Source organism: Nonomuraea sp. NPDC049480 (assembly GCF_044465905.1).
Classification (GTDB): Bacteria; Actinomycetota; Actinomycetes; order Streptosporangiales; family Streptosporangiaceae; genus Nonomuraea.
Genome location: NZ_JBITMD010000003.1, coordinates 257,401 through 272,712, shown reverse-complemented (window position 1 = coordinate 272,712; position 15,312 = coordinate 257,401). Strand labels below are relative to the sequence as shown.

The window sequence follows — 15,312 nt, the reverse complement described above, 5'->3', positions numbered from 1 at the left end:
AAACCAGTGACATACACCATCGGCCCGGTGAGCTGCGCACCCGGAGAGCGCGTCCAGGGCCTCATCCCCGTCGGCGTCAGCACGTACGGCGTCGACCTGGGCATCCCGCTGATCGTGATCAACGGCGCCGCCCCCGGCCCGGTCCTGTGCGTGGACGGCGGCGTGCACGGCGACGAATACGACGGCATGGAGGCCATCCGCCGCGTCCTCGCCGAGACCGACCCGGCCACGCTGCGCGGCACCCTCGTCGGCATCCCCTGCGTGAACGCCCCCGCCTTCGAGGCGGCCGCCCGCACCAGCGGCCTCGACCATGCCAACCTCAACCGCATCTTCCCCGGCGACCCCGACGGCTCCTACTCGCTGCGGCTGGCCGCCGCCTTCGTCGAGCAGGTCATCCCGGCCGTGGACGCCCTGGTCGACCTGCACACCGGCGGCGCGTACGGCGAGATCGCGCCGCTCACCATCGTCCAGGGCGGCTACGAGGAGCTGGCCACCGGCATCGGCCTGGCCGCCGGCCACCCGCTGATCTGGAAGGGCGGCAAGTGGGGCGGCACCGCCCGCCTGTCCGCACTGCAGGCCGGCAAGCCCGCCATCACGGTCGAGGCCGGCGGCGGCACCTACCGCGAGGAGACGGTCGCCCTGCACGTGCGCTCCGTCCGCAACATCATGCGGCACCTCGGCATGATCGACGGCCAAGCGGAACTGCTCGACACGTACACGGAGGTCAGCGGCACCTTCGCGCGCTCGTCCGCCGGCGGTTTCTTCCTCGGCCACGCCGACCCCGGCGAGGAGTGCAAGCAGGGCGACCTCATCGGCCGCGTCGTCGACCACTACGGCGCCATCCTGGAGGAGATCCGCGCCCCGCAGGACGGCATCGTGCTGTGGGTGCGCCGCATCCGCACCGTCCGCACCGGCGACGAGGTCGTCATCTTCGGCGCGGTCGAAGGGGAGCTCCGGCCATGACCAGCCGTTCCGTGCGCGAGCTGCTCATCGACGGCAAGAGGGTCCCCGCCCGTGACGGGGCCACCTTCACCGTCGTCGACCCGGCCCGCGGCACCCCCATCGCCGAGGTGTCCCGCGGCGGCCCCGCCGACATCGACAGCGCGGTGGCCGCCGCCGGCGCCGCACTCGTCTCACCCGAGTGGGCGTGCCTGCGGCCGGCCGAGCGCGGCCGGCTGCTCACCCGCATCGCCCAGGAGATCCGCCACCAGGCCGGCGATCTGGCCGAGCTGGAGAGCCTGGACGTGGGCAAGCCGCTGCGCCAGGCCTACGCCGACGTCGAGGCGGCGGCCCACTACTTCGAGTTCTACGCCGGCATCGCCGACAAGCTCGGCGGCGCCACGATCCCGCTCGGCCGGGGCCTGCTCGACTACACCGTCCGCGAGCCGATCGGCGTGTCGGCGCAGATCATCCCGTTCAACTACCCGCTGCAGAACACCGCCCGCGGCGCGGCCCCCGCCCTCGCCGCCGGCTGCACCGTCGTGCTCAAGCCGTCGCCGGAGGCGCCGCTGACGCCGCTGGAGATCGGGCGGATCGCGCTGGAGTGCGGCCTGCCGCCCGGGGTGCTCAACGTGGTGCCCGGCGACGGCGTGACCGGCGCGGCCCTGGCCGGCCACCCCGGCATCGACCAGGTGACGTTCACCGGCTCGGTGCCGACCGGGATCAAGGTCGCGCAGGCCGCCGCCGCGAACGTGGTGCCGTCGGTCGTGGAGCTGGGCGGCAAGTCGCCCGCCATCGTCTTCGCCGACGCGGACTTCGACCAGGCGCTCGCCGGCGTGGCGGCCTCGGCGTTCGGCAACGCCGGGCAGACGTGCTCCGCCGGCACCCGGCTGCTGCTGCAGCGCGGCGCCGAGGAGTTCCTCGATCGGCTCGTCGCGCACGCCGCGTACCTGCGGCTCGGGCCCGGCCTGGACGACCCGGACATGGGGCCGCTGGTGTCGGCGCGGCAACGCGACCGCGTGCAGACGTACCTGGAGCTGGCCCGTCAGGAGGGCGCCACCATCCGCACCGGCGGCGGACGTCCCGCCGACTCGGCGCTCGCCGACGGGTACTTCATCGAGCCGACCGTGCTGACGGGGCTCACCAACGCCGCGCGGTGCGCGCAGGAGGAGATCTTCGGGCCCGTCCTCACGGTCATCGAGTTCGGCGACGCTGCGGAGGCCTTGGACATCGCCAACGACAGCCCGTACGGACTGTCGTCGTACGTGTGGACCCGCGACATGACCACGGCGATGCGGCTGGCTGAGGGCATCAGAGCGGGCCAGGTGTACGTCAACGCCACCGGCGTCGGCACCGGCGTGGAGCTGCCCTTCGGCGGCTACAAGCACAGCGGGTGGGGCCGTGAGAAGGGTCTGGAGGCGCTGAACGGCTACACCCAGCTCAAGAACGTCTGCCTCGGCTTCGGGACGCCCCGATGAGCGGCATGCGTTACCGCAGGCTCGGCCGCGACGGCCCGGTGGTGTCCGTGGTGGGCGTCGGCGGCAACAACTTCGGCTCCCGCCTGGACGAGGACGGCACCAAGGCCGTCGTCCGCGCCGCCCTGGACGCGGGCATCACCCTGTTCGACACCGCCGACACCTACGGCGCGTACGGCGGCGGCGACGCCGGCGACAGCGAGCGCCTGCTCGGCGCCGCGCTCAAGGGCCACCGCGACGAGGTGGTGCTGGCCACCAAGTTCGGCATGAGCATGGGCAACGCCTACGAAGAGCTCGGCCCGCGCGGCGCCCGCCGTTACATCCGGCACGCCGTGGAGGAGTCGCTGCGCCGGCTCGGCACCGACCGCATCGACCTCTACCAGTACCACGAGCCCGACGGCGTCACCCCGCTCGCCGTCACCCTCGAAGCGCTGAGCGAGCTGGTCGCCGAAGGCAAGGTGCGCCACGTCGGCTGCTCCAACATGCCCGCCTGGATGCTGGCCGACGCCGCCTGGCAGGCCCGCTGGGATCGGCGCGCGCCGTTCGTCAGCACCCAGGCCCGCTACCACCTGCTCGACAGGGGCGCCGAGCAGGAGCTGATCCCGGCCTGCGCCGCGTACGGCGTCGGGCTTTTGCCGTATTATCCGCTCGCCAACGGCCTGCTCAGCGGCAAGTACAGGCGCGGTGAGCCGCCGCCGCCGGGCAGCAGGCTGTCGTGGCGGCACGGCTGGCTCACCGAGCAGGCGCTCGACCACGTCGAGGCCCTCACCGCCTACGCGGCCCAACGCGGCCTCACCCTGCTGCAGGTCGCCGTCGGCGGCCTGGCGGCGCTGCCCCAGGTGGGTTCCGTCATCTGCGGGGCGATGACCCCGCAGCAGGTCACCGCCAACGCGGCGGCGGCCGGCTGGACCCCGGACGCGGCCGACCTGGCCGCGCTCGATCACATCGTGCCGCCCGGCGAACGGGTGGTCTGAACACCATGAGGTTGAACGACATGCGACAGGTAGTCACCTTCGACGCCTACGGAACACTGATCGACTTCCAGCTCGGGCCCACCACGCTCAAAGTCCTCGCCGACCGGCTGGACCTCGACGGGCTCAACGTGGAGGAGTTCCTTGACGACTTCCGCGTCATGCGCTTCCAGGCCGTGCTGGAGGCGTACCGCCCTTACCACGAGGTGCTGCACTCCAGCCTGCGCAACGCCATGCGCCTGCACGGCCTCGACTACCGCACCTCCGACGGCGACGCCCTGGTCGAGGCGGTGCCCACGTTCGGCCCGCACCCCGAGGTGCCGGACGCGCTGCGGGCGCTCAAGAGCAAGTACGAGATCGCGATCATCTCCAACTCCGACGACGACCTCATCAAGCACAACGTCGCCAACATCGGCGTGGAGTTCGACTATGTCATCACCGCCGAGCAGGCCAGGGCGTACAAGCCGGACCGCCAGGCCTTCGAGCACGCCTTCAAGGTCATGGACGTCGAGCCGTCCCAGGTGATCCACACTGCCCAGGGCTGGGAGTACGACCACATCCCCACCCGCGACCTCGGCCTCGAGCGGCGCGTGTGGATCAACCGCTACGGCCGCCGCGGCAGCTCCGACTACCAGCCCTACGACGAGCTGAACGACCTGTCGGGCCTGCCTGCACTGCTCGGCTGCTGAGAACGGAACCCACGATGAAGCAGATCCCGTACTGGCTCGACACCGCTCCCCCGCTACCCGACCGGTCCGGCAGGCCGTTGCCGGACGAGGCCGACGTGGTGGTCATCGGCGGCGGGCTGACTGGTCTGTCCACCGCCCTGCACACCGCCGGCAGGGGCGCCCGGGTCGTCCTCGTCGAGAAGGACAAGGTCGGCTCGGGCGCCTCCGGGCGCAACGGCAGCATGTGCACCCAGGGCATCACCATCACCACCGGCCAGGCACGCGAACGTTACGGCCAGGAACGCGCCCGCGAGCTGTACGACTCCTTCCGCCACGCCGTGGACCTCGTCGAGGAGCTGACGCTCAAGGAAGACATCGACTGCGACTTCCGCCGCTCCGGCCGCCTGGGTGTCGCCTTCAAACCGGCGCACTTCGAGCGGATGCGTGCCAAGCAGCGCGATCTCGCCGAGAACTTCGGCCACGAGACCACCCTCATAGGACCCGGCGAGCTGCGTACCGAGCTGGGCTCGGACTACTACCACGGCGCGCTGCTCGACCCGCTCAGCGCGGGCCTGCACGTCGGCAAGTACGTGCACGGCCTGGCCGAGGCCGCCGAACGCGCCGGCGCCGAGATCCACGAGCGCAACGCCGCCACCGCGCTGCGGCGCACGCCGGGGGGCGGCTTCGAGGTGGAGACACTGAACGGCCTCATCCGGGCCAGGCAGGTCGTCGCCGCCACCGACGCCTACAGCGACGGCGCGCTGCCGTGGCTGCGCAAGCGGCTGATCTGCGTCGGCAGCTTCATCATCGTCACCGAGCCGCTGGGCGAGGAGCTGGCCCGCGAGATCATCCCGAACGCGCGTCTGGTGGTCGACTCCAAGAACATCGGCCACTACATCCGGCTCACCCCCGACAACCGGCTCGCCTTCGGCGGCCGGGCCCGCTTCGCCCCGTCCGACCCGGCCTCCGACCGCAAGAGCGGCGCGGTGCTCAAGCGGGAGATGGCCGAGATCTTCCCCCAGCTCGCCAACGTCAAGATCGACTACGCATGGGGCGGCAGCGTCGGCTTCAGCTACGACCGCATCCCGCACGCCGGCGAGCAGGACGGCATGTACTACTCGGGGGGTTACTGCGGCCACGGCGTGCAGATGGCCACCTACATGGGGCGTGCGCTCGCCGACATGATGGACGGCCGTCCCGAGGCCAACCCCTGGCGCGGGCTCGGCTTTCCCAAGGTGCCCGTGCCGTTCTACAACGGCACCGCCTGGTTCCTGCCCTTCGCCGGCGCGTACTACAAGGCGAAGGACCGCTTCGGCTGACACCTGCGCACCGACGCAACAGAATCGGCCTCCTCGCGGCCGGCGCTCCTGGCCGCGAGGAGCCTCTTGATGATCATCAACACCGTGCACCCGGCCTGCATCCTTACTGGCCGGGCACTATCCGGCTTTCCTTGTTCCGCCCGTCAGGCGGCTGGGCGGAGGTAGCGTGCAACCCGGGCGGGACAGGTCCAGCACCGAGCCGGGCGCCAGGCAGGCGGGCACGGCCGCGACCTGCTGGCCGTAACGGGCGCCCTTGCGTACCGTCACCTTGCCGGCCGCGTCGACTTCACACGGGTTGTTCTCCGTGCAGCTCTTCCCGTCGTCGTTGCTCGTGTTGTGCAGCCCGACCACGGTCTGCCCGTCCGGGGCGATCAGCGGTGACCCCGAGGCCCCGTGCCCTGGTTCGCAGGCGCTGGTGTACCTGAGTGCGTTCTCCTGCTCGTACCCGCCCTCCCGCAGCCCCGGCACCACGGCCTTCACCGCGCAGCTCCAGCGGCGGCCCCAGTTGCCGGACAACAGGTCCACCCGGTCCCCGGCCGCGGCCGGGGTTCTGGTGAGGTCGAAGACCTTGGCGTCGGCGGCGGCCAGCTCCGCATAGGTCCGGTCCAGGCGGTACAGGGCGACGTCGGTGCCCGTCATGGTGGCGTAGACCAGCCGGGTCGTCCTGGCCTCGACCTTGGGGTAACCCTCGCGGTCGGTGATCGTGACCGGCTGGGCGGCCGGCTGATCGACCAGCGCCGACCCCGGCGCAGGGCGGGTGCCCTCGACGCAGTGGCCGTTGGTGAGGAGCAGGGCTTGATCCTCCGCCCGGGCGGCCATGGTGCGGACCACGGCGCCGGAACAGCCACCGAACTGCACGGCACCCTCCAGCGACGGCATGGGCCGTTCCGGCGGAACTGCGATGCCCGTGACGATGCCTCGGATCCACTTCCGATACACCGACACGTCGCTGTACACCGTCGGCGTGTCGTTGCCGTTGCTGCCGCTGACCGCCCCGGCCAGCAGCCAGCTGCCACCGCGGCGGACCAGCGACGGGCCACCGGAATCCATGTTGGTGGCCGAGATGCTTCCGTCCGGGCTGCCCACGCACAGCTCACGCGCCGCGGTGATACCGCTCACTTCACATTTCCGGTCCGGCTGCACCACGGTGTCGGCCTCGCGCAGGCGGTTCGGGTAGCACTTCGGTGCGCGCTGGTCACAGGTCACGCCCCAGCCGATGATGCGAGTGGGGGTGTGGTCGGCCGGCGTGGCCGGCGCGATCCGCGCCGGCTTCGCCCGAACCGGAGTGCGCAGGTGCAGCAGCGCGAGATCCTTGCCGTAGACCTCGGTGGAGTACCTGTAGAACTTGTCGACCTCGGCCAGTTCACCGCCGGAGGTCACGCTCAGCGAGCCGATGCGCACCCGCCAGCCACGGGGGGTGCCGACCTGAGCCTGATTGGGCGTGCGGGCGCAGTGGCTCGCGGTGATCACCCACTGCGGCGCGATCAACGTCACTCCGCAGACATGGCCGTCCGCGCGCGGGGATTCGGCGCGCTGTAACGAGCCCATGAACGAGTACGGCTGCACCGACTCGACGCCGCCACGCAGGGCGAACGCCGGAGTCGCGGTCGCCGCCAGCGCGGCCAGCATCACGGGAACGACGAGAGGGAAACGAAAACGCGCAGAGAAGGCCGCGAGTGTGACGCGAGTACGAGGGAGGTGACGTGTGCTCGGCATGGTTTTCTTTCGTGGCTATGGCCGCCCGGCGATCGGGAGGAGTGGGTGGGCAGAGCACATGGAAAGCTCCGCTCCGAGAAGGTCGGTACGCCGCGTGGCGCACGTCAGCCACCCTGCGCGGTACAGGAGTCCATGCGGTCGCGGTCGCGTATCCGCGGCCGCTTGGATACGTATCGGGTGTGTATCAGTCCTCAGCCGCGCATCGCCCAGCTTCAGGGGTCATCGGGTGCGACAGCCGCCACGATCGCGACGACCACACCGACGCGCGTGGACGGTTGATTCACGGCTGATACACGGCTGAGCCGTCATGGAGGTCCGGCATCGACAACATGGACACCTGCATGGCACGGGGTGATCGAGGCGCCGCTACCGCGGTGAACGTCCCCGGAGGGGCCGACGAGGTTTTCGTGCCCCCACAAAGAGAGTCCTTATATTGTTTTTAAACTATCGACCATATTCGGGGAGCAATGTCGGTTTCGGATGTCGGTAGCAGCCCGTCGACCCCTGTCACCGTGCTGCTCGTCGAGGACGACGAGGTGATCCGCAAGACGGTCGGGATGGCGCTGGAGCGCTACGGCTATCGCGTGAGCACGGCGGGCGACGGTCTGACCGGCCTCGAACTGTTCAGGGAGCAGCGGCACGACGTGCTGCTGCTGGACGTGATGCTGCCGGGGCTGGACGGCATCGGGCTGTGCCGGAAGATCCGGGAGTCCAGCATGGACCCGATCCTGATGATGTCCGCGCGTGGTGACGCCCTGGACGTGGTGTCGGGCCTGGAGGCGGGGGCCGATGACTACGTCGTCAAGCCGGTCGAGACCTCCGTGCTGGTGGCCAGGATCCGTTCCCTGCTGCGCCGAGCCTCCTTCGTCCCAGGCCCTGAGCGCTCTCCGGAGCCCGCCCCCGGCTGCTTGGTCTTCGGGGACCTGGCCATCGATCCCCAGGGTCTGGAAGTGCACCGGGCCGGTGAGCCGGTCGCGCTGGCTCCCACCGAGTTGCGCTTGCTGCTGGAGTTCGCGGCGAATCCGGGGATCGTGCTGGGCCGGCAGACGCTGCTGCGCAACGTCTGGGACTACGGCTGGGACGGGGACAGCCGCGTCGTCGACCTGTGTGTGCAGCGGCTGCGCAAGAAGATCGGCCCCGACCGGATCGAGACGGTCCGCGGCTTCGGCTACAAGCTGCGGCGCTGATGGGACACGCCATCGCCCGGGCGGCATGTGGGCTGCTGGACTGGAGGTCGCTGCGCTGGAAGATCGCCGCGCTGGTGGCCATGGCGTCCTGCGCGGTCGCGCTGGCCGTTGGGGTGCTGGTCCACCAGAGCACCTTTGAGCGTTCCATGAGCCTGGGCAGGGACCGGGCGTTCAGCGAACTGCTGGTCGTGGTGGACGACTACCGGCGTACGGGCAGGACACCGGATTATGTGAATCCCGCCGAGATTCCGCCCGTACTGCTCCAGCAGGCCAGGAGCACCGGGCAGTACATCACCTGGTACGACGACCGCCGGCCGGACATTCCCTGGATGTGGGCGGTGCAGCAAGCCGGCGGCCAGGCGCTGGCCGTGAAGATCGACATGGGCCCCGAGACCCGCAGTCTGCAGGCCCTGGACCGGCACATCGTGATGGCCTCGCTGGCCGTGCTCGCCGTTGTCGTGCCCCTGGCGGCATTGGCCGCCGAGCTGCCCAACCGGCGGCTGAGGCGGGTGGCCCGGACCGCGCGGCGTATCGCGGCCGGCGACCTGGAAGCCCGGAGCATGGTGGGCGGCCGGGGCGGCGACGAGATCACCGACATCTCGGCCGGCGTCGACTCGATGGCCGACAGCCTGCGGGACCGGCTGCTCAGCGAACAACGTTTCACCGCCGATGTAGCCCATGAGCTGCGCACCCCGCTGATGGGCCTGGTCATCTCGGCCGAACTGCTCCCGGAGAGCGAGGCGACCGAGCTGGTCAGAGATCGGGTGCGGGTGCTGCGGACGCTGGTGGAGGACCTGCTGGAGATCTCCCGCCTCGACGCGGGCACGGAGCGGGCTGATCGTGCTCCGGTGCCGCTGGGCCGGGTCGTCGAGGAGTCCGTAGGCCGGACGGGACTGCAGGTCCAGCTGACGGTGACCGGTGATCCAGTCGCCGACACCGATGCGCGCCGCCTCGACCGGATCATCGCCAACCTGGTCGCCAACGCCCACCGCCACGGACGCTCTCCGGTCGAGGTCACCGTGAACGGCACGGCGATCGTCGTACGCGACCACGGCCCCGGTTTCCCCGGCGAACTGCTGGCAGACGGACCGCAGCGCTTCCGCACCGGCGCGGCCGAACGCGGCCGGGGCCACGGCCTGGGCCTGACCATCGCCCTTGGCCAGGCCCAGGTGATCGGCGCCGGGCTCGCCTTCGCCAACGCCCCGGACGGCGGCGCGATCGCCACGCTCCACCTGCGGGGCGATACCAGCTCCGAGGGCTGATACCTGTCTGACGCTCCCTGAAGACTGCTGAAAGCCGGGCGATCCGCGGCCGAGGGCCGACACACACCCGATACGTATCCAAGCGGCCGCGGATACGCGACCGCGACCGCATGGACTCCTGTACCGCGCAGGGTGGCTGACGTGCGCCACGCGGCGTACCGACCTTCTCGGAGCGGAGCTTTCCATGTGCTCTGCCCACCCACTCCTCCCGATCGCCGGGCGGCCATAGCCACGAAAGAAAACCATGCCGAGCACACGTCACCTCCCTCGCACTCGCGTCGCACTCGCGGCCTTCGCCTGCCTCGCGGGCCTGATGGCCGGTTGCGGCAACGCCGGCGAGCCGAGCGGCACGCCGAACAGCTCGTCGGCTTCCGCGTCTGTTTCCGATTCCGCCGGTACGGCCGACCAGAGGTACACCGAATGGGAGATCAAGTTCCGGTCGTGCCTGAGCGACAAGGGCTTCGAGCTTCCGGAGGAGGCCGGAAAAATCGACTTCGGCAACCGGCAGGACGCGTACGAAGTAGCGAGAGACGCCTGCATCAAGAAGATCGGCAAGCCGCCTGCGGCCTCCGACGACCAGCCCGCCATGTCCGGCGAAGAAGCGAAGGAGAAGGAGCTCAAGACCCTCCAGTGCCTCCGCGACCACGGGTACGACGTCAAAGATCCGGCTCCCGGGCAAGCCGCACAGGTGGAGGTGCCTGATGGCGTCTCGCCGGACGGCTTGAAGGAGTGCTACGGCAAATGACGTCCGGGCATTGCTCCGGAAAGCCAGGAGATGAGCCCGCGCCGCGGGGACACGGCCGCACGTGGGTGCCGGCGATCGCATCCCTCGCCCTCGGCGCTGTCGCGACCTTGATGATGCTCCGGTCCGGGCTCGGCGGCGTGCTCCAGCGACGGCCGGAAGTCGGTGTCACCCCGTACCGAAAATCTGTTGTCGCCGCGGTAGACATTTGCATCCGATGGCGCTAGTGTTTCTGGCATCGCAAGGAACGGATCCACCGGGCAGCAGCAGTAAGCACGAGCACCACGACGAACTGCCCGCAGCAGGACGAAGTCGGTAGTTGATCGGCAGAAGGTCGGACGTGACGGGCCAGCGCAGTGGCAAGGGGCCCTGACCGTGGACGCGCTGCCGAAGGTGAAGTTGAACAAGCGGTCCGGAAGAGAAAGACGAAGGGAGTGTTGACGCCATCGGGATCGCCCGTTGCCGGCTGAAGTTCCGCCGCTCGGGTACCGCAGTTCCACAGATAGGAAGGTGGTCTACGGTCACGCATCCGCGATCCGCGCATCACCGCCGTTCAGTACGGCGGATGCGGAAAACAGTAAGCCGGCCGGATGGCCGGTAGATGGTGTTGAACTCTTCGGGGCCCCGGCGCAACAGGCGCCGGGGCCCCCTGTGCGCGTGATGAGAAAGGAATGTATGGATCAACGCCGCTCGGCTGCCGAGGGTGACACGCTCACGCCCGGCAGGATTACGGATACGGCCGAACACACGGCCGACGACCGGTTCGACGATGAGGACTACCCCGCCTACAGCATGGGCGCGGCCGCCGAGATGCTCGGCGTCACCCCGACGTTCCTGCGGGCTCTGGGCGCCGCCCATCTGATCGAGCCGAAACGCTCCAGCGGCGGCCACCGCCGCTACTCCCGCTACCAGCTGCGCCTGGCAGCCAGGGCCCGGGAACTCGTCGACCAGGGCACCCCCGTGGAAGCCGCCTGCCGCATCATCATCTTGGAAGACCAGCTCGCCGAGGCGCAGCGCATCAACGCCGAATACGAACGCGAGCGCACGGCCGGGAACTGACACCGGCGGCCTGGTCTCCGACCGCGTGGACCAGGCCACACGGCCTCCTCCACCGACGCCTCCACCTCGAACGCGTCCGCGAGCCGGTGATCGTCCACATCACCACGCTGATGCTGCAAGACGTTCTTGCCGATCCCGCCTTGGCTCAGCCGCCCAAGCCCGCCGACCGGCGTGGGCTGACTCCCTTGTTCTGGCGGCATGTCCAGCCCTCAGTGGTCTCGCCCGGAAGCCCCCGGGGCTTGACGGCTCTCTGGGCTTGTCGTGCAGCCACTGATCAGGAGTCGGAGTCCGTGACGCATCAGTGGTAGCCGATCGCCGTCGGCCGGCTCGGGGGATCGTTTAGCACAAAGCCACGAGATTTCAACCTCTTGATCACTTTCGGCTTCTGCGGTCATGGTGGGGTACGCACATGATCGACAGGAGCTCGCGCATGAACAGGTACAGCCGTCGGGGATTCCTCACAGCGACGATGGTGGCGGGCTCGGCCGCCGCGATACCGGGCTGGGTGGGGGCGGGAACAGCGGCTGCCGCGAGCACCCCCTTCACCCTTGGGGTGGCGTCGGGCGATCCGGCGCCCGACGGGGTCGTGTTGTGGACCAGGCTGGCTCCTGATCCGCTGGCCGTGGACGGTCGCGGCGGTATGCCGGATCAGGCCGTACCGGTGCAATGGCAGGTCGCCGCCGATGACCGGTTCCGGCGTGTCGTTCGCCAGGGGATCAGCCTGGCCAGACCGGAGCGTGGGCACAGCGTGCACGTCGAGCTGCACGGCCTGCGTCCCGGCAGGGAGTACTTCTATCGGTTCCGCGCGGGCGGCGAGATCAGCCCGGTCGGCCGGACCAAGACCGCACCTCCGCCGGGGGCGGACGTGAGCGCCCTGGCGTTCGCCTTCGTCTCCTGTCAGTGCTGGTATGAGGGCTTCTACACCGCCTACCGGCACCTGGCCCAGGAGGACCTGGACGTGGTCTTCCACCTGGGCGACTACATCTACGAGTACGGTGTGCCCGCCACCGGCGGGGTGCGCGGGCTCAGCCTGCCCGAGCAGTACCTGAAGGAGACCTTCACCCTGACGGAGTACCGCAACCGGCACGCCCTCTACCGGACCGACCCCGACCTGCAGGCCGCGCACGCGGCGTTCCCCTGGATGGTGACGGTCGACGACCACGACGTGGAGAACAACTGGGCCAAGGACATCTCCCAGATCGACACCGAGCCCGACCAGGACCCGCAGGTCTTCCGGCAACGACGGGCCGCCGCCTTTCAGGCGTTTTACGAGCACCTGCCGCTGCGCCGCTCCTCCATGCCCGGAGGGCCTGACATGCGGCTCTATCGGCGCGCGTCCTTCGGCAGGCTGGCGACCTTCAACGTGCTCGACACCCGCCAGTATCGCGACGACCAGCCGTGCGGCGACGGATTGGACGTCGGATGCGCGGACCGGCTGGACCCGAACCGGACGATGCTGGGCGCCAGGCAGGAGGAGTGGCTGCTCGGCGGCCTCGCGCGCTCGCGTTCGACGTGGAACGTGCTGGCGCAGCAACTGCTCATGGCGCCGCTCGATCACGACGCCAGTCCCGACGTGCAGGCCTTCGGCATGGATCTGTGGGACGGCTACGCCTCCGCCCGCGCCCGGCTGCTGTCGGGGATGGTGGAGCACAACGTGCGCAATCCGGTGGTGCTGTCCGGTGACATCCACCGCAGCCTGGCGGCTGAGCTCAAGCCCGACTTCGACGACCCGAACTCTCCGGTCATGGGCGTGGAGTTCGCCGGGACCTCGATCGCCTCCGGCAAGGACGGCGCCGACCAGGACGGGCTGGGGCAGACGTTCCTCGCCGCCAATCCGCACCTGAAGTTCCACAACGTTCAGCGGGGCTACGTGCGCGCCACGGCGACTCCGGAGACGTTGACCGTCGACTACCGGATCGTGCCCTACGTCACGCGGCCGGGGGCGCCCGTCTCGACTCGTGCGTCGTTCGCGGTGGAGGCGGGCAACCCCGGCCTGCACCAGACGGCGGACAACCCGCCGGTCGGCGTTCTGAACATTCCGGACGTGGCCGGCGAGCTGGACCATCTCGCCGAGCAACCGCGACGCTGACCACGCCGGGCAGGCGCCACTCCAGGTCACCCGCCGGCCGTCAGCCCTGATACCGCGCCACCTGTTGCAGGTGGCGCGGTACGCGTCTGCAGCAGGGCACGTCCGCCGCGGTCAGCGTGAAGTGACCCGGTGGCGGAGGCGTCACCGGGCCGGCTCCTCGGCCGAACCCCGCGGAGTCTGCGCCTCTCACCGGCCGGCCTCGAAGGGGAACACCTCTCCTCTCCGGCATAGGATTCTGGTTTTACCGGTCAAACCAGAGAGGATTGGATCATGCCCGTACTAGAGGGACGCTCCGCGTTGATCACCGGTGGCGCAGGAGACATCGGTGCTGCGATGGCCGCCGAGCTGACTCGCAGAGGGGCTCGCGTCACGCTCCTGGACGTGAAGTCGCCGGCCGAGGCCCGCCCGTGGATCGCCACCGCATCCGCGCACGGCGAGGTGGGCTACGTGCAGGCCGACGTGCGCGATCGGCCGTCCCTGGACGCCGCCGTCGACGAGGTCGGACATCTCGATATCGCCATCGCCAACGCCGGCGTCGTCAAATCCGCCCCGTTCCTGGAGATCTCTGTCGAGGAGTGGGAACAACAGCTGGCGATCAATCTCACCGGCTGCTTCCACACGGCCCAGGCGGCCGCCCGGCGCATGGTGGCCCAAGGATCTGGCGGGCGCATCGTGCTGACGGGATCCTGGGTCGGCACGGTGCCGTGGCCGGAGATCGCGGCCTACAGCGCGTCGAAGGCCGGCGTGGCGATGCTCGCCCGGTCGATGGCCAAGGAGCTGGCTCCGCACGGCATTCTCGTCAACGCCCTCGCGCCCGGAATCGTGGCCGCGGGCCTGGCCAAGTGGCAGTTCGACAACGAGCCCGCCTACGCCGCGCGGGCCGCCCAGGCCATTCCGCTGGGAGTTCCGCAATCCGCCGAGCAGGTGGCCAGGGTGGCCGCGTTCCTGTGCTCGCCCGACGCCGACTACATCACCGGCACGACCCTGCTGGCCGACGGCGGCTGCTCGCTGTTCAACCAGGACTGACTAGCGCTGACGGGAGTTGGGCTCCAGTCGCAGCAGGTCGTCGTCCGGCCCGTCGAGCGCGGTCAGCACCGATTCGATGATGCCGTCGAGTGACACACCCGGCCCCATCAGCCGGGTGAGCTCGCGGCGAGCGAGCGTGTCGAGCCCCTGGTCAAGGTCTTCGCCGTAGTGGTAGTGCGCCACTGACAGGTGGCCCTCCATGGCGCGGCGAGCTCGTTCGGTGTCGCGGTCGGCGATCGCCGCGAGGATGTCGTCGTGGTACGGGGCGCCCTCGCGGACGATCGTGGGGTCGGCGAGGCTGCGCAGCATGTATTCGAAGGTGAGCCCAGCGATCGACAGGAACATCACCTCCAGCACGGAGTTGCGGGCGGCCCGCGCGATGAGGATGTGGAAGGCGATGTCGGCGCGGGCCTTCTCCACGACGTTGCCGGCCATCTCGAAGGCGCTCAGCATCTTGCGCAGCGCGGTCAGATCGTCCTCGGTCGCGTTTCGCGCGGCCAGCACGGCGGCGTGGGTCTCCAGCATGATCCGCGCGTCGGTCACCTCGCGCGGGGTGGCGTTGCGCCGGCGGTAATAGGCCTCCAGCGGGCGGATGCTGTCGACGCTGCTCGGCTCGCGGACGAACGTGCCGCGCCCGGGAATGACCCGGACCAGCCCCCGCTCCTGCAGTTCCTTGATGACTTCACGGACGGAGGGGCGGCTGAGCCCGAAACGCTGGGCCAGCAGCCGCTCGGAGGGAAGCCGGCTGCCCGGGCTGATCTTCCCGGTGAGCAGGGCGTCCTGGAGATAGGTGGACAGCATGTCACGCGGAACGGCGTCAATCGTCACCGGTGATCCTCCCGACAGCACCCTGCGCGGT

13 protein-coding genes are annotated in these 15,312 nt (G+C 69.9%); 11 read left to right on the top strand and 2 right to left on the bottom strand.

Going from position 1 to position 15,312, the window contains the following annotated elements; genetic code table 11:
• The first annotated feature begins 6 nt into the window (after positions 1-6).
• Genes ACIBX3_RS11055 through ACIBX3_RS11035 form a run of 5 tightly spaced genes read left to right on the top strand, consistent with a single transcriptional unit; the run spans position 7 to position 5,372 of the window.
• Positions 7-963, top strand: coding sequence for a succinylglutamate desuccinylase/aspartoacylase family protein (locus tag ACIBX3_RS11055; protein WP_397115536.1), 957 nt, complete (start codon positions 7-9; stop codon positions 961-963).
• Complete coding sequence (locus tag ACIBX3_RS11050) at positions 960-2,417, top strand: aldehyde dehydrogenase family protein (protein WP_397115534.1); 1,458 nt, start codon at positions 960-962, stop codon at positions 2,415-2,417. The genes ACIBX3_RS11055 and ACIBX3_RS11050 overlap by 4 nt, the downstream gene beginning before the upstream one ends.
• Positions 2,414-3,388 (top strand): aldo/keto reductase, encoded by a 975-nt coding sequence (locus ACIBX3_RS11045; RefSeq protein WP_397115532.1) that lies wholly within the window; start codon positions 2,414-2,416, stop codon positions 3,386-3,388. Before ACIBX3_RS11050 ends, ACIBX3_RS11045 begins: the two co-directional genes overlap by 4 nt.
• 20 nt (positions 3,389-3,408) lie before the next feature.
• Positions 3,409-4,074 carry a haloacid dehalogenase type II gene (locus tag ACIBX3_RS11040; protein ID WP_397115530.1) on the top strand — a complete coding sequence of 222 codons (666 nt, stop codon included), beginning with the start codon at positions 3,409-3,411 and terminating at the stop codon, positions 4,072-4,074.
• Positions 4,075-4,088: 14 nt separating this feature from the next.
• Entirely contained in the window at positions 4,089-5,372 is a 1,284-nt protein-coding gene (locus ACIBX3_RS11035; protein WP_397115528.1) for an NAD(P)/FAD-dependent oxidoreductase, read from the top strand.
• A gap of 117 nt (positions 5,373-5,489) precedes the next feature.
• On the opposite strand, the gene ACIBX3_RS11030 is transcribed toward ACIBX3_RS11035, so the two are convergent.
• Positions 5,490-7,001 carry a trypsin-like serine protease gene (locus tag ACIBX3_RS11030; RefSeq protein WP_397116377.1) on the bottom strand — a complete coding sequence of 504 codons (1,512 nt, stop codon included), beginning with the start codon at positions 6,999-7,001 and terminating at the stop codon, positions 5,490-5,492.
• Positions 7,002-7,555: 554 nt separating this feature from the next.
• On the opposite strand from ACIBX3_RS11030, the gene cseB reads away from it, so the two are divergent.
• The 6 genes from cseB to ACIBX3_RS11000 all read left to right on the top strand — a co-directional run bounded on the left by cseB (position 7,556) and on the right by ACIBX3_RS11000 (position 14,453).
• Entirely contained in the window at positions 7,556-8,275 is a 720-nt protein-coding gene (cseB, locus tag ACIBX3_RS11025) for a two-component system response regulator CseB (protein ID WP_397115526.1), read from the top strand.
• On the top strand, positions 8,275-9,537 hold the full coding sequence (locus ACIBX3_RS11020; RefSeq protein ID WP_397115524.1) for an ATP-binding protein: 1,263 nt from the start codon (positions 8,275-8,277) through the stop codon (positions 9,535-9,537). Before cseB ends, ACIBX3_RS11020 begins: the two co-directional genes overlap by 1 nt.
• A gap of 244 nt (positions 9,538-9,781) precedes the next feature.
• Positions 9,782-10,282: a hypothetical protein gene (locus ACIBX3_RS11015; RefSeq protein WP_397115522.1), complete on the top strand. Its 501-nt coding sequence runs from the start codon at positions 9,782-9,784 to the stop codon at positions 10,280-10,282.
• Between the two features lie 789 nt (positions 10,283-11,071).
• Positions 11,072-11,338 (top strand): MerR family transcriptional regulator, encoded by a 267-nt coding sequence (locus ACIBX3_RS11010; protein WP_397116375.1) that lies wholly within the window; start codon positions 11,072-11,074, stop codon positions 11,336-11,338.
• 430 nt (positions 11,339-11,768) lie between these two features.
• Positions 11,769-13,427, top strand: coding sequence for an alkaline phosphatase D family protein (locus ACIBX3_RS11005; RefSeq protein ID WP_397115520.1), 1,659 nt, complete (start codon positions 11,769-11,771; stop codon positions 13,425-13,427).
• A 270-nt stretch (positions 13,428-13,697) separates the two neighbouring features.
• Positions 13,698-14,453 carry an SDR family NAD(P)-dependent oxidoreductase gene (locus ACIBX3_RS11000; RefSeq protein WP_397115518.1) on the top strand — a complete coding sequence of 252 codons (756 nt, stop codon included), beginning with the start codon at positions 13,698-13,700 and terminating at the stop codon, positions 14,451-14,453.
• Here ACIBX3_RS11000 and ACIBX3_RS10995 read toward each other — a convergent pair whose 3' ends face one another.
• Complete coding sequence (locus ACIBX3_RS10995) at positions 14,454-15,281, bottom strand: FadR/GntR family transcriptional regulator (RefSeq protein ID WP_397115516.1); 828 nt, start codon at positions 15,279-15,281, stop codon at positions 14,454-14,456.
• Between the last annotated feature and the right edge of the window lie 31 nt (positions 15,282-15,312).